At 55.4% G+C, this 22,600-nt stretch carries 21 protein-coding genes; 6 read left to right on the top strand and 15 right to left on the bottom strand.

Going from position 1 to position 22,600, the window contains the following annotated elements:
- Positions 1-44 precede the first annotated feature (44 nt).
- Entirely contained in the window at positions 45-761 is a 717-nt protein-coding gene (arcA, locus tag ACQ3G7_RS09380) for a two-component system response regulator ArcA (protein WP_061497839.1), read from the top strand.
- Positions 762-801: 40 nt separating this feature from the next.
- On the opposite strand, the gene creD is transcribed toward arcA, so the two are convergent.
- The 4 genes from creD to creA are packed head-to-tail and all read right to left on the bottom strand — an operon-like array spanning position 802 to position 4,836.
- The gene (creD, locus tag ACQ3G7_RS09375; protein ID WP_430889630.1) at positions 802-2,181 is read right to left on the bottom strand and encodes a cell envelope integrity protein CreD; all 1,380 of its coding nucleotides are present in this window, start codon (positions 2,179-2,181) and stop codon (positions 802-804) included.
- A gap of 57 nt (positions 2,182-2,238) precedes the next feature.
- The gene (gene creC / locus ACQ3G7_RS09370) at positions 2,239-3,663 is read right to left on the bottom strand and encodes a two-component system sensor histidine kinase CreC (RefSeq protein WP_430889629.1); all 1,425 of its coding nucleotides are present in this window, start codon (positions 3,661-3,663) and stop codon (positions 2,239-2,241) included.
- On the bottom strand, positions 3,663-4,358 hold the full coding sequence (creB, locus tag ACQ3G7_RS09365) for a two-component system response regulator CreB (RefSeq protein WP_430889628.1): 696 nt from the start codon (positions 4,356-4,358) through the stop codon (positions 3,663-3,665). Before creB ends, creC begins: the two co-directional genes overlap by 1 nt.
- Before the next feature lie 4 nt (positions 4,359-4,362).
- Positions 4,363-4,836, bottom strand: coding sequence for a protein CreA (creA, locus tag ACQ3G7_RS09360; protein ID WP_430889627.1), 474 nt, complete (start codon positions 4,834-4,836; stop codon positions 4,363-4,365).
- A 214-nt stretch (positions 4,837-5,050) separates the two neighbouring features.
- On the opposite strand from creA, the gene robA reads away from it, so the two are divergent.
- Complete coding sequence (gene robA / locus ACQ3G7_RS09355) at positions 5,051-5,926, top strand: MDR efflux pump AcrAB transcriptional activator RobA (RefSeq protein WP_430889626.1); 876 nt, start codon at positions 5,051-5,053, stop codon at positions 5,924-5,926.
- Here robA and gpmB read toward each other — a convergent pair.
- On the bottom strand, positions 5,923-6,570 hold the full coding sequence (gene gpmB / locus ACQ3G7_RS09350) for a 2,3-diphosphoglycerate-dependent phosphoglycerate mutase GpmB (protein ID WP_061497859.1): 648 nt from the start codon (positions 6,568-6,570) through the stop codon (positions 5,923-5,925). The genes robA and gpmB overlap by 4 nt on opposite strands.
- 99 nt (positions 6,571-6,669) lie before the next feature.
- On the opposite strand from gpmB, the gene yjjX reads away from it, so the two are divergent.
- The gene (yjjX, locus tag ACQ3G7_RS09345) at positions 6,670-7,185 is read left to right on the top strand and encodes an inosine/xanthosine triphosphatase (protein ID WP_430889625.1); all 516 of its coding nucleotides are present in this window, start codon (positions 6,670-6,672) and stop codon (positions 7,183-7,185) included.
- Here the strand turns inward: yjjX and trpR are convergent.
- Positions 7,176-7,505 carry a trp operon repressor gene (gene trpR, locus ACQ3G7_RS09340; protein WP_430889624.1) on the bottom strand — a complete coding sequence of 110 codons (330 nt, stop codon included), beginning with the start codon at positions 7,503-7,505 and terminating at the stop codon, positions 7,176-7,178. The two genes, yjjX and trpR, sit on opposite strands and share 10 nt — an antisense overlap.
- Positions 7,506-7,579: 74 nt before the next feature.
- Positions 7,580-9,520 carry a murein transglycosylase gene (gene sltY / locus ACQ3G7_RS09335; RefSeq protein ID WP_430889623.1) on the bottom strand — a complete coding sequence of 647 codons (1,941 nt, stop codon included), beginning with the start codon at positions 9,518-9,520 and terminating at the stop codon, positions 7,580-7,582.
- A gap of 217 nt (positions 9,521-9,737) precedes the next feature.
- On the opposite strand from sltY, the gene ettA reads away from it, so the two are divergent.
- Positions 9,738-11,405 carry an energy-dependent translational throttle protein EttA gene (gene ettA / locus ACQ3G7_RS09330; protein ID WP_263098127.1) on the top strand — a complete coding sequence of 556 codons (1,668 nt, stop codon included), beginning with the start codon at positions 9,738-9,740 and terminating at the stop codon, positions 11,403-11,405.
- A gap of 11 nt (positions 11,406-11,416) precedes the next feature.
- Here ettA and nadR read toward each other — a convergent pair whose 3' ends face one another.
- From nadR to serB, 3 genes are read right to left on the bottom strand one after another with little or no spacing between them, the layout of a single operon-like run.
- Positions 11,417-12,643, bottom strand: a complete 1,227-nt coding sequence (gene nadR, locus ACQ3G7_RS09325) for a multifunctional transcriptional regulator/nicotinamide-nucleotide adenylyltransferase/ribosylnicotinamide kinase NadR (RefSeq protein WP_263098128.1) — start codon at positions 12,641-12,643, stop codon at positions 11,417-11,419.
- Positions 12,644-12,672: 29 nt separating this feature from the next.
- Positions 12,673-14,055: a DNA repair protein RadA gene (gene radA, locus ACQ3G7_RS09320; RefSeq protein WP_088237431.1), complete on the bottom strand. Its 1,383-nt coding sequence runs from the start codon at positions 14,053-14,055 to the stop codon at positions 12,673-12,675.
- 8 nt (positions 14,056-14,063) lie between these two features.
- Positions 14,064-15,035: a phosphoserine phosphatase gene (gene serB / locus ACQ3G7_RS09315; protein ID WP_061497870.1), complete on the bottom strand. Its 972-nt coding sequence runs from the start codon at positions 15,033-15,035 to the stop codon at positions 14,064-14,066.
- A gap of 118 nt (positions 15,036-15,153) precedes the next feature.
- On the opposite strand from serB, the gene ACQ3G7_RS09310 reads away from it, so the two are divergent.
- Positions 15,154-15,798 carry a YtjB family periplasmic protein gene (locus ACQ3G7_RS09310; RefSeq protein ID WP_263098129.1) on the top strand — a complete coding sequence of 215 codons (645 nt, stop codon included), beginning with the start codon at positions 15,154-15,156 and terminating at the stop codon, positions 15,796-15,798.
- 49 nt (positions 15,799-15,847) lie between these two features.
- On the top strand, positions 15,848-16,864 hold the full coding sequence (gene lplA, locus ACQ3G7_RS09305) for a lipoate--protein ligase (RefSeq protein WP_430889622.1): 1,017 nt from the start codon (positions 15,848-15,850) through the stop codon (positions 16,862-16,864).
- A 5-nt stretch (positions 16,865-16,869) separates the two neighbouring features.
- Here the strand turns inward: lplA and yjjJ are convergent, their stop codons facing one another.
- From yjjJ to deoC, 5 genes are all read right to left on the bottom strand, one after another.
- Positions 16,870-18,198, bottom strand: a complete 1,329-nt coding sequence (gene yjjJ / locus ACQ3G7_RS09300; RefSeq protein WP_430889621.1) for a type II toxin-antitoxin system HipA family toxin YjjJ — start codon at positions 18,196-18,198, stop codon at positions 16,870-16,872.
- A 136-nt stretch (positions 18,199-18,334) separates the two neighbouring features.
- Positions 18,335-19,054 (bottom strand): purine-nucleoside phosphorylase, encoded by a 720-nt coding sequence (gene deoD / locus ACQ3G7_RS09295; RefSeq protein ID WP_263098131.1) that lies wholly within the window; start codon positions 19,052-19,054, stop codon positions 18,335-18,337.
- Positions 19,055-19,117: 63 nt separating this feature from the next.
- On the bottom strand, positions 19,118-20,341 hold the full coding sequence (gene deoB, locus ACQ3G7_RS09290; RefSeq protein ID WP_430889620.1) for a phosphopentomutase: 1,224 nt from the start codon (positions 20,339-20,341) through the stop codon (positions 19,118-19,120).
- A 51-nt stretch (positions 20,342-20,392) separates the two neighbouring features.
- Positions 20,393-21,715 (bottom strand): thymidine phosphorylase, encoded by a 1,323-nt coding sequence (deoA, locus tag ACQ3G7_RS09285; protein ID WP_430889619.1) that lies wholly within the window; start codon positions 21,713-21,715, stop codon positions 20,393-20,395.
- A gap of 95 nt (positions 21,716-21,810) precedes the next feature.
- Positions 21,811-22,590, bottom strand: a complete 780-nt coding sequence (deoC, locus tag ACQ3G7_RS09280) for a deoxyribose-phosphate aldolase (RefSeq protein ID WP_263098134.1) — start codon at positions 22,588-22,590, stop codon at positions 21,811-21,813.
- Positions 22,591-22,600: the final 10 nt, after the last annotated feature.

Here is a 22,600-nt window from a genome sequence, read left to right as displayed (position 1 = left end):
TTGTACTTCCTGTTTCGATTTAGTTGGCAATTTAGGTAGCAAACATGCAGACCCCGCACATTCTTATTGTTGAAGACGAGTTGGTAACACGCAACACGTTAAAAAGCATTTTCGAAGCAGAAGGCTACGATGTCTTTGAAGCGACTGATGGCGCTGAAATGCATCAGATCCTTTCGGACAATGATATCAATCTGGTGATTATGGATATCAACCTGCCAGGCAAAAACGGCCTGCTGCTGGCGCGTGAATTACGCGAGCAAGCGGATGTGGCGCTGATGTTCCTGACAGGGCGTGATAACGAAGTCGATAAAATTCTGGGCCTCGAAATCGGCGCGGACGACTACATCACCAAACCGTTCAACCCACGCGAACTGACTATCCGTGCGCGCAATCTGCTGTCCCGTACCATGAACCTGGGCACGGTCAGCGAAGAACGCCGCAGCGTTGATAGCTACAAATTTAATGGCTGGGAACTGGATATCAACAGCCGCTCGCTGGTCAGCCCGAACGGTGAGCAGTATAAGCTGCCGCGCAGCGAATTCCGCGCGATGCTGCACTTCTGCGAAAATCCTGGCAAAATTCAGTCCCGTGCTGAACTGCTGAAAAAAATGACCGGTCGCGAGCTGAAACCGCACGACCGTACTGTGGATGTGACCATTCGCCGCATTCGCAAGCATTTTGAATCGACTCCGGATACGCCGGAAATCATCGCCACTATCCACGGCGAAGGTTACCGTTTCTGCGGCGATTTGCAGGAATAAGTGAATACAGACGAAAAAGCGGCGCTCAGCGCCGCTTTTTTTATTTCCAGACCCGCAATGCCTCTTCAGCATCCGCGACAGGCTCATTCGTCTTTTTTCTGCCCGTAGATAACCTGTACCAGTCGAGTTTACGCGTCAGGAACATCACCGCGCTTAGCGCCACAAACAAGACGCCGGTGCCAAGTAACAGCGCGTTATCTTCTGAATTCAGTAGCCCCCACATCACACCATCCAGCAAGAGTAATGCAGCGGTAAACAGTAAACTGGCGCGCCAGCTTCTCATCACGCCCTGCAGGTAGATCCCATTCAGCAATGCGCCGAGCAGGCTGGCAATGATCCAGGCAAGCGTAAATCCGGTATGTTCAGACAAGGCCAGCAGCACCAGATAGAACATCACCAGCGACAAACCAACCAGCATGTACTGCATAGGGTGCATCTGCCGTGCGGTTAAGCTTTCAAAAACAAAGAACGCAAGAAACGTGAGTACAATCAACAACACGGCATACTTCACGGCCCGGTCAGTTAACTGGTATTGATCCGCAGGCGTGGCGATATTGACGCTGAATGCAGGCAGGACCCAGTCATTGCTGGCGGCAAGCCTGATGCTATCGCGCACTTTACTGTCCAGGTTGTTGGCAAACCAACTACTTTGCCAGTGAGCCTGAAAACCAGTGGCGCTCACTTCCCGTTTTTCAGGCAGGAAATCGCCCATAAACCCCGGGTGAGGCCAGTCGCTATTGAGCGTCATTTCACTGTTACGGCCTAATGGCACTACCGAGAATGCGCCGGTGCCGCTCAGATTAAGGGACATTGACAGTTGCAGCGGTTTATTCAAACTCTCCGCCGCAAGCAGCATATGGATCCCCTGCAACTCACTCATCAGCCCGGTTCCGGGTTCCACGCTCAGCGCCTCGCCGTTCAGGCGAGTGGTATGTATCTGACCAATCCCCCGGGAATCGCTCACGGCTAATACCATAAACGGCTCACCCAGTGTGATGTTCTCGCCGGGTTTGATATCCAACCGCTTTGGGTCAAATTCGGCTTTGATCTCTATCTCGTTATGCCAGATTTGCCCATCGTAGATGCCAATTTTGCGTGTTTCGACCTGCTGCGTGCCGTTGACCATCAGCGACTCCGGCAACCACATGCGTATATAACTGTGCTTACGGCGCACCTCTTTTGGTGCATCTTTATCGCCCGCGCTTTCCATTGAGATCACCGTTTCCGTTACCGGAACCGCAATCAATGGGCCAATCAATTTCTGCGCGCCGGCGCTGCTTTGACGCAACGTATCCGTCACGTCATTACGGTAATTCGCGCGCTCGCCAATCAGGCTGCTGAGCATTGTCAGCGGAACCAACAAGACGCAGAGACAACCCGCGAGGGTGAACATTTTCAAGAACAGGGGGGATTTCAACATAGCCTTCTCCTTTGTGATGCGCGCAGAGTAGCGAGGCTATGTGTGAAGGATTTGAAGTTATGTGAAGTGAGGGTGAAGCGTCAACCGGGCTTCGCAACCACCTTGTGCACGATTCGACACAACAATCTCACCGTGATGCAAACGCGCGACTTCCCGAACAAATGCCAGCCCGAGGCCGCTGCTTTTCTGCCCATTTTCCCGCGGCAATGAATAAAAGCGCTCAAACACGCGCGCCAGCGCATACTCAGGGATCCCGGAACCACTGTCGCTAACCGAGAGCACCAGCGCCTCGTTTTCATTGCTGGCGCGTAGCGTCACGACGCCGCCAGCAGGCGTGAAGTCAATGGCGTTATCCAGCAAATTACCCAACGCCTGCGCCAGTAATTCGCTATCTCCTGCCACCTGCACATTTCCCGGCTCGCAGTGAAGCGTCAATCCTTTCGCGGCGAGCGCTACACTGCGCTGCTCCTGTAACTGGCGGAATAACGTGTCCACATCAACAGGCATAAACGCAATTTCCAGGCGATTTTCCAGCTTTGCCTGATGCAGTAGTTTTTCCACCAGGCTCTGCATTCGTGCGTTTTGCCGCAGGATATTATCGGTAAAACGTGCCGCGACATCAGGCGGTGGCCCTTCACGCAGAATCTCTGCCGCACCACGAATGGCCGCCAACGGACTTTTGAGTTCGTGCGTCAGAGCATAAACATACTGTTCAATGTAATTTTTGCCTTCCAGCTTCACACGCATGCTCTCCAGCGCCTGCGCCAGCTTGCGTAGCTCTCTGCTCCCCAGCTCCGGCAGTGGAACCGGGCGATCCTCCGTTACGGAATCAGCATAGCGCGCCAGCTTGCCAATGGAGCGATTGATCCACCACACCATCACTGCGCCAATCAGCAATGCAATCCCCAGCAGCGCGCCGCCAGCCCATAAGATCCGCCGCTCACTGCGTTTGATCACCGGATCCATCGCACTGTTAGGCTTGCCGACGCTAACGACACCGATAATCCGCCCCCCATCACTCACCGGTGCGGCAACATACATCACCGTACTTTGCGGCTCGCCAGCAATCGCCAGCGAACTGCGCGCGCCATATTGCCCACGCAGCGTAAGCCAGACATCATTCCAGCGGGAATAATCCTCGCCCAATGCTTTCCCGGCCGAATCAAACACCACGCGCCCTGCAGCATCGGTCATATAAACGTGATACTCATTGCGGACTTTATGAATGCCGCTGATATGGGCATTGATCGGATGGTGATTGAGGGTTGAGAACGCCTGCGCCAGTCTGCCATCCTGCGCATGGCCGGTACGCAGATCCTCACGGGCAAGTTCCGCCAGCAGCGTAGCGGTATCAATGAGCGTGCCTTCCGTTGCGCGACGCACACCAGGTTTGATCTCCTGAACAAAGATCGACAGCACGAACCACGCCGCAACCGCAACAATCAGAAAGTAGCCCAGCAGCAAACGCATGCCAATACGCATTAGCGGATCCCCAGGCTATAGCCCATGCCGCGATGCGTATTGATCGGATTACCTTCCGGATTGATAGCGCGCAACTTGGCGCGCAATGTCTTGATATGGGTATCGACGGTGCGGTCAAAACTCTCCTGCGCGTCGCTCCATACTTGATCCATTAACTGCTGGCGGGAGAAAACGCGCCCGGGCGCCAGCAGCAACGTTTTTAGCAACAGAAACTCATAGCGCGTCAGCAGCAAAGGTTCACCACACCAGCGAATCAGAGCAGCGGCTTCATCGAGTTCAAACTGCCCGACCCGCAACATATCGCTGTGCAACGTCGACTTTTGCAGCCTGCGCAGTACGGTGCGCACCCTGGCGCAGACCTCGCGTGGAGAAAAAGGTTTCGCGATGTAATCATCCGCGCCCATCTCCAGCCCCAGCAGTTTATCCACCTCATCACTGCGGGCAGTCAAAAACAGCACCGGCAGCGCTGGCGCATGCGCCAGAAGCCGCCGACACAATTCGAAACCGCTGATATCCGGCAGTCCAACATCCAGAATGACCAGATCCGGTAACCGCTGCGCTGCGGCATCAAGAACCGGTAATCCACGCTCAAAAGCGGTGACGCTAAACCCATCTTGTTGCAACATGTAAATCAGCGTTTCAGCGATGCTGCTTTCATCTTCCACCAGCCAGATTAGCGGTTGCAGTCCAGGCATTCTGTTACTTACTCCAGGGCATGATCGGTACTGCACTCAATGCATTTTTCGGCGAACCTTCCACGACTTTATCGGAATAAGCTAAATAGGCCAGCGTGTTACGTTTCTCATCATAGAAGCGTACAACCTGCAATTTCTTGAACACCAGCGACGTACGTTTCTGGAAAACCACATCGCCCTGCGCCTTGCCGCTCTTGATTTTATCCGTTAACTCAACCGGCCCCACCTGCTGGCAAGAGATGGCGGCGTCAGAGGTATCTTCCGCCAGACCCAGGCCTCCTTTGATGCCGCCGGTTTTCGCCCGGCTGATATAACAGGTCACGTTTTTCACATCCGGATCATCAAACGCCTCAACCACGATCTTATGATCAGGGCCAAACATTTTGAAAACGGTATCCACAGAACCAATCTGTTCTGCGTGCGCGCCACTCAGCGTTGCCAACAACAATGCAGGAACTATTAACTTTGCGTATTTCATATTGTTACCATTTTTGAATATTACGTTACGTAACTATTCATCTTTATGATGAGAATTCGTTTGAAGATCACCAATTTACAAAATTTATGATGAAAATCAGTCACAATGCGCATCAGTGCACAAAAAAAACACTGAATGCTAAAGCCAAAAAAACCCGCTATCATCCGTCCCCTGTATCAAGCGTTAACCGCTGTTTTAAGGAAGAGGATATTATATGGATCAGGCTGGGATCATTCGCGACTTACTTGCCTGGCTAGAAGGCCACCTGGATCAGCCCTTGTCTTTAGACAATGTGGCGGCAAAAGCAGGTTATTCCAAGTGGCATTTGCAAAGGATGTTCAAAGACGTAACGGGCCATGCCATCGGTGCGTATATCCGCGCACGTCGTTTGTCGAAGTCCGCTGTTGCGCTGCGTCTTACCGCCCGCCCAATCCTGGATATAGCTCTACAGTATCGCTTTGATTCACAACAAACTTTTACCCGCGCATTCAAGAAACAATTTGCCGTTACGCCGGCGCTTTACCGCCGTTCGCCAGACTGGAGTGCTTTTGGCATCCGCCCGCCAATGCGCCTGGGGGAAATTATCCTGCCGAAGCATGAATTCGTAACGCTGCCGCCGATGCACCTGATTGGCACAACGCAGAGTTATACCTGTTCACTGGAAGAGATATCCGATTTCCGTAATCAGATGCGTATTCAGTTCTGGCGTGACTTTTTAAGTAACTCGCCGACCATCCCGTCGGAGCTGTACGGCCTGCATGAGCCGCGTCCGAGCCTGGAAAAAGATGACGAACAGGAAGTGTTTTACACGACAGCGCTCACGCCGGAGATGGCGAACGGACATTTGAATAACGCCCAGCCGGTGCTGCTGGAAGGCGGCGATTATGTCGCGTTTTCTTACGAAGGCTCACCAGACGGCGTGCAGGCGTTTATCCTGACGGTGTATGGCACCTGTATGCCAATGCTCAACCTTACGCGCCGCAAAGGGCAGGATATCGAGCATTTCTACCCGCAGCATGATGGCAGCGAAAACGACCGCGAGCCGCCAGCGCACATCCGCTGCGAGTTCCTGGTGCCTATTCGCCACTAACGCTGCAGCTCGTCCAGCGCGGGAGCGTCCAGATGCGAGACGTCTCCTGCGGTTTCCACCACCCATCCGGATGCCAGCCACGGGCTTTGCTGATAATCGATACGGGAAATGGAACAGTTGCGCAGACGCAAACGGCGTTCAGCCCAGGCAGGAAGCCCAAGGATCGTACTCACCAGACAGCCCAGCGCCATACCGTGACTGACCAGCATCGGGCGGCTGCCCTCAGGCAGTTCGAGGCAGTTCGCCAATGCCGCATGCATGCGGTCACTCAACTCCTGCATAGACTCGCCATCGGGAATACGACCATCCGCTGTGCCATTCACCAGTTGGCGACGCCAGCTCTCTTCTTCTTCCGTCAGGGATTCGATGTGGCGACGTTCCAGCACGCCCATATCCAGCTCGCGTAAGCGCGGCTCGAGCGTGACGCCGCAGCCACAAACATCAGCGATAATTTCAGCCGTACGGCGCGTGCGACCCAGGTCGCTGGCGATGATGTGGGTGATGCCTAACGCTTTGGCGCGTTCAGCCACCTGCCGTGCCTGCTGCTCCCCTTTGTCGGTTAACGGACTGTCAGACTGGCCTTGAATACGACGCTCGGCGTTCCACTGCGTTTCACCGTGGCGAACAAGGTATACCTGTAACATGCTTTTTTATCCATTATACTGCGATGAATTTATTATCTGAGGAAGGCCTCTGCCCGGAATAAAGAACGCGTCTCGTTTCGGACAAGCCAAGTATAGATTATGCACCATGTTGTCTCAGCTACCACCAATCCCGCGAAAATTCGGGCGATTCTGCACGCTTTTAACGAGATCTTCGGGGAGGGATCCTGCCATATCGAGTCCGTATCCGTCGATAGCGGCGTCCCTGAACAGCCGTTTGGCAGTGACGAAACGCGGGCTGGCGCACGAAATCGCGTTGCCAACGCGCGGCAAATCCGACCCGATGCGGATTTTTGGGTCGCCATTGAAGCCGGTATAGACGGCGACAGCACCTTTAGCTGGGTGGTGATTGAAAATCATCACCAGCGCGGAGAAGCCCGTTCGGCCACACTTCCGCTACCGGCGGTGATCCTGGAGAAAGTGCGTGCGGGGGAAGCGCTGGGGCCGGTGATGTCACACCACACCGGCATTGATGAAATTGGTCGTAAGGAGGGCGCGATCGGCGTGTTCACTGCCGGGAAACTGACCCGCGCGAGCGTTTATCACCAGGCGGTGATCCTCGCGCTCAGCCCGTTTCACAATGCGATTTACCGTTGACCGTTCAGTAAGATCTCTTCCAGCCACAAACGTAAGTCCGCAGGCGCGGACTTCAGGCTGTTCGATCCGCGTGTAATTGTCGCAATGCCCGCGCCAAGTTCGGATTTCAGCTCGCGCTGGCTCATCTCACCGCGCAGCAGCTCTTCGATAATCCGTACCCGGGTGCCCAGTGCTTCCCGCTCATCCGGTGTGAGCATCAGGTTAAGCAACGGAATATGCAGCTCCTTCTCGTAAGACTGCCGGACCAGTTCAACAAAACGCAGCCACTCCTGGTTGCGTTGCTCGGCCATTGCTGCTGAATAAGGGGATTGCTGAGTCATAATTTACCGCCACTCTCAGGGTTCAGTGCTGTGTACTCTTAAGCGAGTACACAGCATAGCATAAACCACAGAAATCAGTAACGGCGCTGCCATTCAGCATCACTGAACACGGCGGGCTTACTCTCTCCCATGAAGAAGCGATAGTACGCATCATAGGCGAGTACGTTTTTCACATAGCTACGGGTTTCAGAAAACGGAATGCTTTCAACAAACGCCACCGCATCCAATTTCCCGCCACTGCTGTTCAACCAGTTACGCACCCGACCTGGCCCGGCGTTATACGCCGCAGAGGAGAAAATACGGTTATTACCAAACTGCTGATAAACGTATTGCAGATAGCTGGTGCCGATATTGATATTGGTTTCCGGATCAAAAAGCTGACCGGCATTACTGTAACCCGGAATGCCGAACATCTTCACCGTGTGCGTTGCGGTGCCAGGCATGAGTTGCATCAGCCCGCTGGCGCCGACTGGCGAACGCGCGGCAGGGTTCCACGCGCTTTCCTGGCGCGAAATCGCCATCGCATAGCTCTGGGTGATCCCTTTGCCGCGGGTGTAGCGGGCATAAAGATCGTTGTAGGCCAGCGGGAAACGCTCTTCCAGATGATCCCACAGCTTGCCAGCGATGGTGGCCTGCACGCTGAGATCCCACCAGTGCTGATTAAACGCGTAACGCGCCAGTTGCGCCTGCTCCTGCTGGTTGCGGCTGGTCACCAGGTTTGCCCACTCGCTACGGGCGGTATTATCCAGCCCCCAGTACATCAGCTCGCGCACGCGCGCCATTTCCGCGCCCTGGATCAGAGCAGGATCGGGGTTGCCCGGTGCCTTATCAATCTGCAACGGATAATCCTCGCCCAGACGCTGAGCGGCGGCCATCGGGTAGAAGCCACGCTGCTGTATTAGCGCGTGCAGGATCTCTTTGGCTTCGGTGTCTCGCCCACGTTCAAGCAGCAGATCCGCCTGCCAGTATCGCCATTCATCTTTCTCTTTCGCCTCCATCGGCAAACGGGAAAGCCAGGTATTGAGCCCACGGCGATCGCCATCGCCAATCGCCATACGCACGCGCCGTTCGAGCAGCGAAACGGATTGCGAACGCATGATCGCATCATCACGCCAGCGCGCCTGATCGCTGGTGACGTCATTACCCATTAAACGCCAGGCGACAATATCGCGCAGAGTCTGGGTTTGATCGTCGTTTAACTGTTGCGCCTGCACCAGCGACGGGATCATCAACCGGGCATTCTCCACATCCTGGCGCGCCACGCTTTCAAAGGCTTCCGCCGCCATCTGCCGCGTAAAATCGGTCGCGCCGGTCGTACGGGCAAAATCCATCACCGTACCCGGATCGTTGGCAAGATTAATGATCGCCGTTGAGATGGTCTGATAGTCCGCCGGCATCTGCCCGGCCAACAGCGTAACCAGTTTAGTATTGCCCGCTTTCATCGCCAGACGAATGCGTTCCAGAAACGCCAGCGGATCCTGAGCACCCGAGGCCCGCCACGCGCCAAAAAGCGAGTCACAGGCATTCGGCTGGCTTTTGCCGGTCAGCCACAACTCTTTTGCTCCGGCCCAGGCCTCTTCCGCCTGCCCGGTGCTCCACTTAGCAAAGTAGTAGTTACACTGTGCCTCGGTGGTGGTCGGTTTTTCCGGGCTGAACGCCAGCAGGCCTCGCCAGTCCTGGCGGCGAGCCAGTTCATTGACAAAGCGGGACGTCAGCGCACGCGCCGCCGGTAAAGTGGGGTTAGCCTGCACAAAATTGGAGACGGTGATCGCGGGCTGATTCATCAGATCGTCAGTGATCTGGCGATATTCAAGATAGGGGTACAACGGATATGTCTTCAGCGTCGGCAGCAGTTGCTGCACCACATCCATTTGTTTGTTATCCCACGCAGTTTTGACTTGCGCGTAACGATTACGTTGTTCATCCAGTGAATCCGCACGCGCCGCATTGCTGAGGGACAGCAAACAAACGCAGGCCGCCGCAAATCGCCAGGCGGTATGTTTAGCTCTCTGCACAGCTCTTTCCTCTTATTCTCTCTTCGTGGCAGCGTCATGCCGCGTCATAACGTAATGCTAACCGGGCAGGCCTTAACGCGCCATGTTCCGAACACTTTTTTACCTTTCTCACGGGATTTAACACTCCGGGCTTAGCTGGCTGGGCTTAAGCGTCGAAAACGGCTACACTCCGCTGTTGAATACTCCTTCTATGACGATAAAAGAGGCGAAGTCCAACGTGGCTCAATTCGTATATACCATGCATCGTGTCGGCAAAGTTGTCCCGCCGAAACGTCATATTCTGAAAAATATCTCGCTAAGCTTCTTCCCTGGCGCAAAAATCGGCGTGCTGGGTCTTAACGGCGCCGGTAAGTCTACCCTGCTGCGCATCATGGCCGGCATCGACACAGACATTGAAGGCGAAGCCCGCCCGCAACCGGGCATCAAGATCGGCTATTTGCCGCAGGAGCCGCAGCTTAATCCGGAACAGACCGTGCGCGAATCGGTGGAAGAAGCCGTCGCGGAAGTGGTTAACGCGCTGAAAGGTCTGGATGAGGTGTATGCCAAATACGCTGAGCCGGATGCTGACTTCGATAAGCTGGCCGCACAGCAAGGCAAATTTGAAGAGATTATCCAGGCGCACGACGGGCATAACCTGAATGTGCAGCTTGAACGCGCCGCAGACGCGCTGCGTCTGCCAGACTGGGATGCGAAAATCGCCAACCTCTCCGGGGGTGAACGCCGCCGCGTGGCACTGTGCCGCCTGCTGCTGGAAAAGCCGGACATGCTGCTGCTCGACGAACCAACCAACCACCTGGATGCGGAATCTGTGGCCTGGCTGGAACGCTTCCTGCACGACTTCGAAGGCACCGTGGTGGCGATCACCCACGACCGTTACTTCCTTGATAACGTTGCAGGCTGGATCCTTGAGCTGGACCGCGGCGAAGGGATTCCGTGGGAAGGCAACTACTCTTCCTGGCTGGAGCAAAAAGATCAGCGTCTGGCGCAGGAAGCCTCTCAGGAAGCGGCGCGCCGCAAATCCATTGAGAAAGAGCTGGAGTGGGTGCGTCAGGGCGCGAAAGGCCGTCAGTCGAAGGGCAAAGCCCGTCTGGCGCGCTTTGAAGAGCTTAATAATACCGAATACCAGAAACGTAACGAAACCAACGAACTGTTTATTCCACCTGGACCGCGTCTGGGCGATAAAGTGGTGGAAGTCAGCAACCTCAGCAAATCCTACGGCGATCGCCAGCTGATTGATAATCTGTCGTTCTCCGTACCCAAAGGGGCGATTGTCGGCATTATCGGTCCGAACGGCGCGGGTAAATCGACGCTGTTCCGTATGATGTCAGGTCAGGAGCAGCCGAACGGCGGCACCATCACCCTGGGTGAGACGGTGAAACTGGCGTCGGTGGATCAGTTCCGCGACGCGATGGATAACAGCAAAACCGTGTGGGAAGAAGTCTCCGGCGGGCTGGATATCATGCGTATCGGCAACACCGAAATGCCAAGCCGCGCCTATGTTGGTCGCTTTAACTTCAAAGGCACCGATCAGGGCAAACGCGTTGGTGAGTTGTCTGGTGGTGAGCGTGGTCGTCTGCATCTGGCCAAGCTGCTGCAGGTTGGCGGCAACATGTTGCTGCTCGATGAACCGACCAACGACCTGGATATCGAAACCCTGCGCGCGCTGGAAAACGCCCTGCTCGAGTTCCCGGGCTGTGCGATGGTTATCTCGCATGACCGCTGGTTCCTCGACCGCATTGCGACCCATATTCTGGATTATCAGGATGAGGGTAAAGTGGAGTTCTTTGAAGGTAACTTCACCGAATACGAAGAGTACAAGAAACGTACGCTGGGCGCAGACGCGCTGGAGCCGAAACGTATTAAGTACAAACGTATCGCGAAATAAATCTGATGGGGCTACGGCCCCATCAACTCTTTCACCAGTTCAACGCATTGCAGGAAGCGCGAATCGTAGTCCGCCGCCTCTACCCGCACAAACTCAATGTTGTTTTCCCGCAGCATCGAGACCAGCATGTCCTGGAACTCTTTACGATCCACCGAACTGCCAAGGCTGCGTAGCCCATCATTCACCCACGGCGTATTGTTCTCCAGCAGGATCACCAGGTCGAAACGGTATTCATCAATCAGCGCCTGAACAAACGGATGCTCGCGCCCTTCATATTTTTTGCAGAACGCCTGCGTGGTGACGAAATCGGTGTCGATAAACGCCACTTTATTCGCATATTTCACCGCAAAATCAATGTACTGCGCGTGCCCCAGCGCAATCTTGTCATAATCGGAATACTGTAAAGCGATTTCATCGCCGCCGAGATGCGAGAACACATAATCGCGGCCAAATTCCCACGCGCTGGTGGTGTTGAAAATATTGGCGAGCTTATTGACCAGCGTCGATTTCCCGCTGGACTCACCCCCGAGGATCGCCACCGTACGCACAAAGAACGGCTTCACCTCCGTCGGGATATATTCCCAGTAGCGGAACGGGTTCTCGCGGATCAGCGAGCCGCTGATATTCATAAAGGTACGCTTGGGATCCACCAGCACCGCTTCAATGCCCAAATGCTGCAAGTACTGCGGCGCATCCGACTCTTCCGAGGTGTAGATCCAGTTCGGCGTAATCCCTTTCCCGGCCATAAACGCCTTAATGCCCTTACTCCAGACATCCCAGCCGTGCGGATACGGCTCCATGCCCTCTTCATTAAAGGCATGAATACGGATGTTTTTCTGGTATTTAAAGGTCTGTAATAACCAGCGCAGACGATCGCTTACCGTCGGCTGTTGCGACATGGCGCTGTCTTCAAACAACTCGCGATCGCGGGTGTCATCGTAGCCGAGGATGATATGTAACTCATCGACCTGGCTGCAGGCGCGCTGGATCAAGTAGATGTGCCCGGTATGCAGCGGATAAAACTTGCCGAACACCACACCGATATTCTTCTCCCGACGGGGAAATTCGAGGTCGAGAAAGCGGTGTAATGCCTCCAGCTTTTGCGCGCTGGGGCTTTTAATCTTGGCGTTCAGCAACTGGCTCAAATAGCCTTTAGTCATGCCGCTGGCATCCGCCACCTGTTGTAACGTGCAGCCTTTCTGACGAATGGCGTTTTTTAAGTAGTCAAATGACGACATTGTTGCCTCCTGCAAAAATCATTAGCCAATTATAAGTCGTCAAAGACGCTTAACGCATCCGCAAGCTTCTTCACACCGAAAATCTGCATCCCTTCCGGCACTTTTTTCGGCACATTCGCCGCCGGAACAATGGCGCGGCGGAAACCATGCTTGGCGGCTTCCGAAATACGCTCCTGGCCACTTGGCACCGGGCGGATCTCACCGGCCAGCCCCACTTCGCCAAACACCACCAAATCCTGCGGCAACGGTCTGTCGCGCAAGCTGGAAACCATCGCCAGCAACAGCGCAAGGTCGGCGCTGGTTTCGGTGACCTTCACCCCGCCAACAACGTTCACAAACACGTCCTGATCCGCCATCTGCAACCCACCGTGACGGTGCAGCACCGCCAGCAGGATCGCCAGACGGTTTTGTTCCAGGCCCACCGCAACCCGCCGGGGGTTCGACATCATCGAGTGATCTACCAGCGCCTGAATTTCGACTAACAGCGGACGCGTACCTTCCCACACCACCATCACCGAGCTGCCGGAAGTCACTTCATCGCCGCGGCTGAGGAAAATGGCCGAGGGATTGCTGACTTCACGCAGCCCCTGCTCGGTCATGGCGAACACGCCCAGTTCATTGACCGCACCAAAACGGTTTTTGTGGCTACGCAACGTGCGGAAACGGGAGTCTGCGTCACCGTCCAGCAGCACCGAACAGTCGATACAGTGCTCCAGCACTTTCGGCCCGGCCAGGGAACCGTCTTTCGTCACATGGCCGACCATCACAATCGCCACGCCGCGTGTTTTCGCGAACCGCGTCAGGTAAGCCGCCGTTTCGCGCACCTGCGCGACACTGCCCGGCGAAGACTGGATATCCGCCATATGCATGACCTGGATGGAGTCGATCACCATCAGCTTCGGCTGCTCTTCCTCCGCGATCATGCAGATTTGCTCAATACTGGTTTCCGACAACATATTCAGGTTGGCCGTCGGCAACCCAAGCCGGTGAGCACGCATCGCCACCTGTTGCAGCGACTCTTCCCCCGTGACGTACAGCGTTTTCATCTGTTCGGCGAGTTTGCACAACGTCTGCAACAGCAGCGTGGATTTGCCCGCGCCAGGGTTGCCGCCAATCAGGATAGCGCTGCCGGGCACAACGCCGCCGCCAAGCACACGGTCAAACTCTTTAAAACCGGTAGAGAAGCGCGGCAGCTCTTCAAGGCTGATATCGGCAAGTTTTTGCACTTTCGATACGCCCGCGCTGCCGGCATAGCCAGCGAGACGCTCATTGCGTGCCACGGTGGGCGACGCAGCAACACGAATTTCCGTAATGGTGTTCCAGGCATGGCAGGCGCTGCACTGCCCCTGCCAGCGCGGGTAATCCGCACCGCATTCATTACAGACAAACGCGCGTTTCGGAGCTTTCGCCACACTCACCTCTACTTCTTATTAATACTGCCGGAAAGAATACAGAATACGCCCATCAGATCCGCGTGCCGGATGGTAATTTCCGCCTTTTCATTCACCTTTGGCTTGGCATGGAAAGCAATGCCCAACCCGGCGGCTTTGATCATCGGCAGATCGTTCGCCCCATCACCGATCGCGACTGTCTGCGCTGTCGGGATCTCGTGCTCTTCCGCCAGGCGTTTCAGAGTACGGGCTTTGTATTGCGCATCGACGATATCCCCCAGCACCTGGCCGGTAAATTTGCCGTCCATGATCTCCAGTTCGTTCGCCACTGCCGCCGTCAGGCGCAGTTTGTCGCGCAGGTAATCCGCAAAAAAAGTAAAACCGCCGGAGGCAATCGCCACTTTCCAGCCCAGCGTTTCCAGCTTCAACACCAGTTGTACCAGACCCGGCATCAGCGGCAGTTTTTCGCGCACCTGCAGCAGAATATTGGCGTCCGCGCCTTTCAGCGTCGCCACGCGACTGCGCAGGCTGGCGGTAAAATCCAGTTCGCCGCGCATCGCGCGTTCGGTGACTTCCGCCACCATCTCACCCGTGCCGGCCAGTTTGGCGATTTCATCAATGCACTCAATCTGGATCGCGGTGGAATCCATATCCATCACCAGCAGCCCAGGCGAGCGCAAATGCGGGATTTTCCCCAGCGGCGCAACGTCCATGCCTTCATCATGCGCCAGTCGGGAAGCACGCGGCGTTAACGATCCCGCCAGACGGATCACCTGGTAGTCTTCCACATCCCAGGCAGCGACAATCACCATGGCGGCGCCCAGTTTACGCTGGTAGGTTGTCAGGCGTTGTTTGTCCAGATGACGCCCGTACAGAAGCCAGCCGCTACGACCAGCGTGGTAGTCCAGAGGCATCACCTCATCACCACTTAAAGAGAGCGGCAATCCTGGCCACTGAGAAACATCATCGGGCAGATCGCACCAGGTCAAACTGTTCGGCATTAAAGCTCCTGTAAAAACGTTCGCGCCAGAAAGCATCGGAGGGGAAAATAACGCATGAGGCTACCTTGTAACCAGCGCTTCTGGCAACATTAAGCCTCAAATTTTCAACAGGTGGAATATGGCTCGCGCAAAACTTAAATTTCGACTGCACCGCGCAGTGACAGTGCTTATCTGTCTGGCGTTACTGGTGGCGCTCATGCAGGGCGCGTCCTGGTTCAGTCAAAACCACCAACGCCAGCGTAACCCGCAGCTTGAAGAGCTGGCCAGAACGCTGGCGCGCCAGGTGACGCTCAATCTCGCGCCGCTGATGCGCACCGAAACCCCGGATGAAAAACGCATCGACATCGTGCTGCGTCAGTTAACCGAAGAGAGCCGCATCCTTGATGCGGGCGTATACGATGCCGAAGGCGATCTGGTGGCGCGTTCCGGCGAAAGCATTGATGTCCGAGACCGGCTGGCGCTGGATGGCAAAAAAGCGGGCGGTTACTTTAATCAGCAGATCGTCGAACCCATTCAGGGTAAAAGCGGTCCACTGGGCTACCTGCGCCTGACGCTGGATACGCATACGCTGGCGACCGAGGCCAAACAGGTGGATAACACCACCAATATTTTGCGCCTGATGTTACTGCTCTCGCTGGCGATTGGCGTGATTCTGGCCCGCACCCTGCTACAAGGTAAACGCACCCGCTGGCAGCAATCGCCGTTCTTGCTGACAGCCAACAAATCCGTACCGGAAGAAGAAGAACCCGAAAAGAAAGAGTAATTGTCCGCCTCCGGTAAGATAACTGAATGTTACAGAAAGGAAATCTGCTATGTCGACGCTTCGCCTGCTTATCTCAGACTCTTATGATCCCTGGTTCAACCTGGCGGTCGAAGAGTGCATCTTCCGCCAGATGCCTGCCACACAGCGGGTGCTGTTCTTGTGGCGTAATGCCGATACGGTGGTGATCGGGCGGGCGCAAAACCCGTGGAAGGAGTGCAATACCCGGCGCATGGAAGAAGATAACGTGCGCCTGGCGCGTCGCAGCAGCGGCGGCGGTGCGGTGTTCCACGATTTGGGGAATACCTGCTTTACCTTTATGGCGGGGAAACCGGAATACGATAAAACCATCTCTACGGCGATCGTGCTCAATGCGCTGAATGCACTAGGCATCGTGGCAGAGGCCTCCGGGCGCAACGATCTGATAGTAAAAACCGCGGAAGGCGACCGCAAGGTCTCCGGATCCGCATACCGCGAAACCAAAGACAGGGGTTTCCATCACGGCACCCTGCTGTTAAACGCCGATCTCAGCCGTCTGGCTAACTACCTGAATCCGGACAAAAAAAAGCTGCAAGCCAAAGGCATCACCTCTGTTCGCGGGCGTGTGGCGAACCTGGTGGATCTGCTGCCGGGTATTACCCACGCGCAAATTTGCGACGCGGTGACTGAGGCTTTCTTTGCTTACTACGGTGAGCGTGTAGACGCGGAGATCATCTCACCGGACAAAACGCCGGATCTGCCCAATTTCGCCGAAACCTTCGCGCGCCAGAGCAGTTGGGAGTGGAACTTTGGCCAGGCTCCCGCCTTCAGCCATCTGCTGGATGAGCGCTTTAGCTGGGGCGGCGTCGAGCTGCATTTCGACGTTGAAAAAGGCCATATCACCCGCACGCAGGTGTTTACCGACAGCCTGAACCCGGCACCGCTTGAAGCGCTGGCAGCGCGGCTACAGGGCTGCCTGTACCGGGCGGATATGCTCTCACAGGCGTGTGATGCGCTGTTAGTGGATTTCCCGGAACAGGAACAGGAGTTGCGCGAGCTTTCGGCGTGGATTGCTGGCGCGGTGCGTTAGGCCCACTACGCCAATCGCTGGGCTATCCTTTCCAGTTCAGAGAGTTTATCGACCATTCCACTGGCGATGTGACGAAACGCGTCACTGATGCGCGCATCTGTGGACACGGTGCACCAGAACGTCTGAGCCAGTGGAATAGCGAAATCCCAGACCGCCTTGCTGACCGACATATCCAGCGAGAGATCGATAGCCTCGGTACGCATCGCCCCCGAACTGGCGGGGGCAAATGCCATCGGCAACATATCATAGACTGGCGTTAGCGCCATCGGCGGCGCAGAAAAGTAAAACGACAAATTACCCGCATGCATATCGCTATTGGCGATCAGGCGTCCAAACGCCCAGATCTGCTCCGTTAGCATCACGGTATCCTCATTAACACGCTGTTGTCTGGCCAGCTCAGCCACACTTTTCGGCCATGCACCTGGCGCAGGCGCATACTCACTTTTCAATGCCTCAAGCGAAACGATGGCGCGCCGTCCCTCCGTGCCAACACAATCAAAACGCACACTTTCCAGGAAAATCTGGCCGCTTTCGTTGCACATCACTCGGGTAGCACTCGCCGGAATGCCCGCTGCCTTCAGCATAGCCAGAGCAATGGATTCCGCGATCAGTAAATCTCCCCAGCGCTGAGAAGAAGCCGATGCCTGCTGCGCGCTAAATTTGACCAGCACATGAGCCTGCCCGGTTGCCGTCTGCGCAAAACAGGTAAATTTAGGCTGCTCGCCCCCCGCAGATGAACCGACAATTTCGCCTTCCAGTGCATGACGTGCAAGCCTGGCATAATCATGACGTTTTTCACTCTCCGTAATAGCAACAGGCGGTGTCGCATGCACCCAACGTTGATAGCTGGCATCACCGACCAGCCAACCTCCTGTGCCCTCCCCGGCAAAGACCGAGAGGGCGAACAGTACATCCTCTTCCTGCCACAGATGAATATCTTCCGGCAGTGCAAACTGACGCGCAATGTTCCGGCCCCATGCTCGCCCTAAAAACCCCTGAGGGCGGAGATCCGAGAGATACCATGGCAGCCCGTCAAACCACTGCCATCCCCCCTCTTCTAATGCCACCAGGCAACTCCCTTGTGGCCAGCATGGGCGGAGTTCACCCCAATTGCGTACCCGCCCTTGCTCATCAATGCGGCGTAACGTAAACCGATCAATACCGCGTACTGGACGTAATAAGGCGTAACGCGTAGCACGTGCTTTGCCAAATTGCAGCACTTGAGGCTCTGCCGCAACCAGCCGTGAAAATGTCGCCTGGCTGATATTTAATGCCGTACGCAGTTCCGTCGCGGATTGCGGTCCTTGTAAAAGAAGATCGGTAAGCTTGCTCATTATGAATAGATACATGAATAGATAGTTGAATAAATTTATAGCACTATTTTTATGAATCGTAACGAAAAGAAGAAAAGAAGAAGTATTGAAGTGAATAGATAAAAAAGGGCAGAGAACCTGCCCTTAGAAGAGAAACTTACGCCTTGTCGCCCAGCAGGACAGATTCCAGCGCAATTTTGATCATGTCGTTGAAGGTCGTCTGACGCTCAGCAGAAGAGGTCTGCTCATGGGTACGGATATGATCGGAAACGGTGCAGATGGTCAGCGCTTTCGCACCGAACTCCGCCGCCACACCGTAAATACCCGCCGCTTCCATTTCCACGCCGAGCACGCCATATTTTTCCATCACATCAAACATTTCACCGTCCGGCGAGTAGAACAGATCGGCGGAGAACAGGTTGCCCACACGCGCGTCCACGCCCAGCGCTTTTGCTGCATCGACGGCGTTACGCACCATGTCGAAATCAGCGATAGCAGCGAAGTCATGATCTTTGAAACGCATGCGGTTCACTTTGGAATCCGTGCATGCCCCCATACCGATCACCACATCGCGCAGTTTCACATCCATACGCACCGCACCGCAGGAACCCACGCGGATGATTTTCTTCACGCCGAAATCGGTGATCAACTCTTTGGTGTAAATGGAGCAGGACGGAATGCCCATACCGTGGCCCATCACGGAGATTTTGCGGCCTTTATAGGTACCGGTATAACCCAGCATGCCGCGCACGTTATTCACTTCGCGGTAGTCTTCGAGGAACGTCTCGGCAATGTGTTTTGCGCGCAGCGGGTCGCCCGGCATCAACACTACGTCAGCGAAATCGCCCATTTCTGCATTAATATGTGGGGTAGCCATCGTCAATTCCTTTATGTCGTTGTCGTTAAAACAGCAAGGGCGGGAATATCCCGCCCAAAATCATCAGAACATGGCCTTGCCATATTCCATATCAGACACGCCGAAGTATTTCGCCAGCGTCTGGCCAATATCCGCAAAGGTTTCGCGGTGACCCAGCGAGCCAGGTTTCACTTTCGGGCCGTAAACCAGTACCGGAATGTGCTCACGGGTATGATCGGTACCTTTCCAGGTCGGATCGCAACCGTGGTCCGCCGTCAGGATCAGGATATCGTCTTCGCCAACCAGTTCCATCAGTTCCGGCAGACGACGGTCGAACAGCTCCAGACCGCCAGCATAACCGGCAACATCGCGACGATGGCCCCATGATGAGTCAAAATCAACGAAGTTAGTAAAGACGATTGTCTTATCACCCGCTTCTTTCATCTCTTTCACGGTTGCGTCGAACAGTGCATCCAGCCCGGTGGCTTTCACTTTTTTCGTGATGCCGCAGTTAGCATAGATATCGGCGATTTTACCCACGGAAACCACATGGCCCGCTTTCTCATCCACCAGTTTTTGCAACACGGTGGCTGACGGTGGTTCCACCGCGAGATCATGACGGTTACCGGTGCGCTGGAAGTTGCCGGCTTTATCACCAACAAACGGACGCGCAATCACACGACCAATGTTATAGCCGCCTTCGGTCAGCTCTTCACGGGCGATTTCACACAGTTCATACAGCTTATCGAGACCAAAGGTCTCTTCATGACAAGCGATCTGGAACACCGAGTCCGCCGAGGTGTAGAAAATCGGTTTGCCGGTCTTCATGTGCTCTTCGCCCAGTTGATCGAGGATCACCGTACCGGAAGAGTGGCAGTTACCGAGGTAACCCGGCAGATTAGCGCGCGCCACCAGTTTATCCAGCAGTTCCTGCGGGAAGCTGTTTTCGGTGTCGCTAAAGTAGCCCCAGTCAAACAGCACCGGCACACCGGCGATTTCCCAGTGGCCAGACGGCGTATCTTTACCGGAAGAGAGCTCGTGCGCCCAGGCATACGCCCCGGCGATTTCCGCATTGGCGTCCATCCCCGCAGGGATAAAACCCGTGGCCCCTTCATGCGCCTTTGCCAGGCCCAGGCGGGTAAGATTGGGTAAGTTCAACGGACCTTTACGCCCGGTGTCGGCTTCCCCTTTAGCACAGACTTCAGCAATATGACCGAGGGTATCGGAACCCACGTCGCCAAAGCGATCCGCGTCTTCAGTCGCGCCGATGCCGAATGAGTCCAGCACCATAATAAATGCACGTTTCATATGTTCTCCGTACCTTGTGCTTTGTAAAAAAGCGATCAGATCAGTATATCGCTATTCGGTGATGCGGCGATAGACCGTCGGTGTCTCTTTTGGCGCACTGTCGCCAATCACAATCGCGGCTTTGACGGCCTGCGCCGCATCCTGCCAGCTTGCTTCGTCTTTTGCATGGATCACCGCCAGCGGACGCTGACCATCCACGCGCTCGCCCAAACGGGCCATATCAGTAAAGCCAACGCTGTAATCGATGCTGTCTGTAGCCTGACGACGGCCGCCGCCCATCGACACCACCGCCATGCCCAGCGCACGGGTATCCATGGCGCTGATAAACCCTTCGTCATCGGCATAAACCGCTTTGCTCAGCATCGCGGTTGGCAGGTATTTGGCGTAATTTTCCACGAAATCGACCGGACCTTTCTGCGCAGCGACCATACGACCAAAGACCTCCGCGGCTTTGCCGTTATCCAGCACCGTCTGCAACTTCACCCGCGCGTCGGCATCGTCTTTCGCCAGTTTGCCGGAGATCAGCATCTCCACACACAGCGCCATCGTCACATCAAACAGTCGTGGATTGCGGTATTCACCGGTCAGGAACTGCACGGCTTCGCGCACTTCCACTGCGTTACCCGCACTGGAAGCCAGCACCTGATTCATATCGGTCAGCAGCGCAGTCGTTCGCACGCCAGCGCCATTGGCCACGCCCACGATCGCTTCCGCCAGTTGTTCGGAAAGGGCATAGGTGGGCATAAATGCGCCGCTGCCGACTTTCACATCCATGACCAGCGCATCCAGGCCTTCTGCCAGTTTTTTGGCCAGAATCGATGCCGTGATCAACGGAATAGAGTCCACCGTCGCGGTAATGTCGCGGGTGGCGTAAAAACGTTTATCCGCCGGCGCAAGGGAGTTGGTCTGGCCGATAATCGCCACGCCAACCTCTTTGATAATGTCCCGGAAACGCTGGTCGTCCGGGAAGATGTCAAACCCAGGAATGGCTTCCAGTTTGTCGAGTGTGCCGCCTGTGTGGCCCAGGCCGCGCCCGGAGATCATCGGAATATAGCCGCCGCAGGCCGCCACCATGGGGCCGAGCATTAACGATGTCACGTCGCCAACGCCGCCGGTGGAGTGCTTGTCGACCACCGGGCCGTTGAGATCAAGCTGTTTCCAATCCAGAACAGTGCCCGAATCCCGCATCGCCATGGTCAGCGACACGCGTTCCGGCATGGTCATATCGTGGAAGAAAATGGTCATGGCGAGGGCCGCAATCTGCCCCTCGGAAACGGTGTTATCGCGAATTCCGTTGATAAAGAAACGGATTTCTTCATCACTCAGCGCGAGACCATCGCGTTTTTTTCGAATAATTTCTTGAGCGAGAAACATGGTACCCCCTGAGGAATGAGAGGGCCGGGCCACAGAACGGCCCGGCGAAATACAGGTTTGTTCAGCCTGATAAGCGAAGCGCCATCAGGCCATCATCAGTAGCTACTGGCGCTTTTACCGTCGCCGTGGCCCAGCGCTTTCAGCAAGCTTGCCAGCAGGCTGGACGCGCCAAAACGGTAGTGGCGAGCATCGGCCCAATCTGCGCCAAACAGCTCGTCGGCAATCGCCAGATACTGTTGCGCATCTTCTGCCGTACGCACGCCGCCTGCGGGTTTAAAACCGACGGTTTTCTCAACGCCCATATCGCGGATCACTTCCAGCATAATGCGCGCACTTTCCGGGGTGGCATTCACCGGCACTTTACCGGTCGAAGTCTTGATGAAATCCGCACCCGCTTTGATAGCGATTTCAGAGGCTTTACGGATTAGCGCTTCCTCTTTCAATTCACCGGTTTCAATGATCACTTTCAGCAACACGTTCGCCGCGGCGCATGCCTCTTTACAGGCTTTAACCAGGTCAAACCCAATCTGTTCGTTCCCGGCAATCAGCGCGCGGTACGGAAACACCACGTCAACTTCATCCGCGCCATAAGCAATGGCGGCACGGGTTTCCGCCAGTGCGATATCAAGATCATCATTACCGTGTGGAAAGTTCGTGACCGTCGCGATGCGCACATCCGGCGTACCTTGCGCGTTCAGCGTTTTGCGCGCAATCGGGATAAAACGCGGGTAAATGCAGACTGCGGCCGTGTTGCCTACCGCTGTTTTCGCCTGATGGCACAGCGCGATGACTTTTTCATTGGTGTCATCATCGTTCAGGGTTGTCAGGTCCATCAGTTTCAACGCACGCAGGCTGCTTGCAGTTAAATCAGTCATATTCTCTCCG

Source organism: Kosakonia sp. N21, from assembly GCF_050587465.1.
In the GTDB taxonomy this organism is placed as follows: Bacteria; Pseudomonadota; Gammaproteobacteria; order Enterobacterales; family Enterobacteriaceae.
This window is presented reverse-complemented; position numbering and strand designations above follow the sequence as displayed.

Bases quoted from the DNA above. Each gene is read 5' to 3' on its own strand.
- arcA (WP_061497839.1), top strand. From the start codon at position 45: ATGCAGACCCCGCACATTCTTATTGTTGAAGACGAGTTGGTAACACGC.
- creD (WP_430889630.1), bottom strand. From the start codon at position 2,181: ATGTTGAAATCCCCCCTGTTCTTGAAAATGTTCACCCTCGCGGGTTGT.
- creC (WP_430889629.1), bottom strand. From the start codon at position 3,663: ATGCGTATTGGCATGCGTTTGCTGCTGGGCTACTTTCTGATTGTTGCG.
- creB (WP_430889628.1), bottom strand. From the start codon at position 4,358: ATGCCTGGACTGCAACCGCTAATCTGGCTGGTGGAAGATGAAAGCAGC.
- creA (WP_430889627.1), bottom strand. From the start codon at position 4,836: ATGAAATACGCAAAGTTAATAGTTCCTGCATTGTTGTTGGCAACGCTG.
- robA (WP_430889626.1), top strand. From the start codon at position 5,051: ATGGATCAGGCTGGGATCATTCGCGACTTACTTGCCTGGCTAGAAGGC.
- gpmB (WP_061497859.1), bottom strand. From the start codon at position 6,570: ATGTTACAGGTATACCTTGTTCGCCACGGTGAAACGCAGTGGAACGCC.
- yjjX (WP_430889625.1), top strand. From the start codon at position 6,670: ATGCACCATGTTGTCTCAGCTACCACCAATCCCGCGAAAATTCGGGCG.
- trpR (WP_430889624.1), bottom strand. From the start codon at position 7,505: ATGACTCAGCAATCCCCTTATTCAGCAGCAATGGCCGAGCAACGCAAC.
- nadR (WP_263098128.1), bottom strand. From the start codon at position 12,643: ATGTCGTCATTTGACTACTTAAAAAACGCCATTCGTCAGAAAGGCTGC.
- serB (WP_061497870.1), bottom strand. From the start codon at position 15,035: ATGCCGAACAGTTTGACCTGGTGCGATCTGCCCGATGATGTTTCTCAG.
- ACQ3G7_RS09310 (WP_263098129.1), top strand. From the start codon at position 15,154: ATGGCTCGCGCAAAACTTAAATTTCGACTGCACCGCGCAGTGACAGTG.
- lplA (WP_430889622.1), top strand. From the start codon at position 15,848: ATGTCGACGCTTCGCCTGCTTATCTCAGACTCTTATGATCCCTGGTTC.
- yjjJ (WP_430889621.1), bottom strand. From the start codon at position 18,198: ATGAGCAAGCTTACCGATCTTCTTTTACAAGGACCGCAATCCGCGACG.
- deoD (WP_263098131.1), bottom strand. From the start codon at position 19,054: ATGGCTACCCCACATATTAATGCAGAAATGGGCGATTTCGCTGACGTA.
- deoB (WP_430889620.1), bottom strand. From the start codon at position 20,341: ATGAAACGTGCATTTATTATGGTGCTGGACTCATTCGGCATCGGCGCG.
- deoA (WP_430889619.1), bottom strand. From the start codon at position 21,715: ATGTTTCTCGCTCAAGAAATTATTCGAAAAAAACGCGATGGTCTCGCG.
- deoC (WP_263098134.1), bottom strand. From the start codon at position 22,590: ATGACTGATTTAACTGCAAGCAGCCTGCGTGCGTTGAAACTGATGGAC.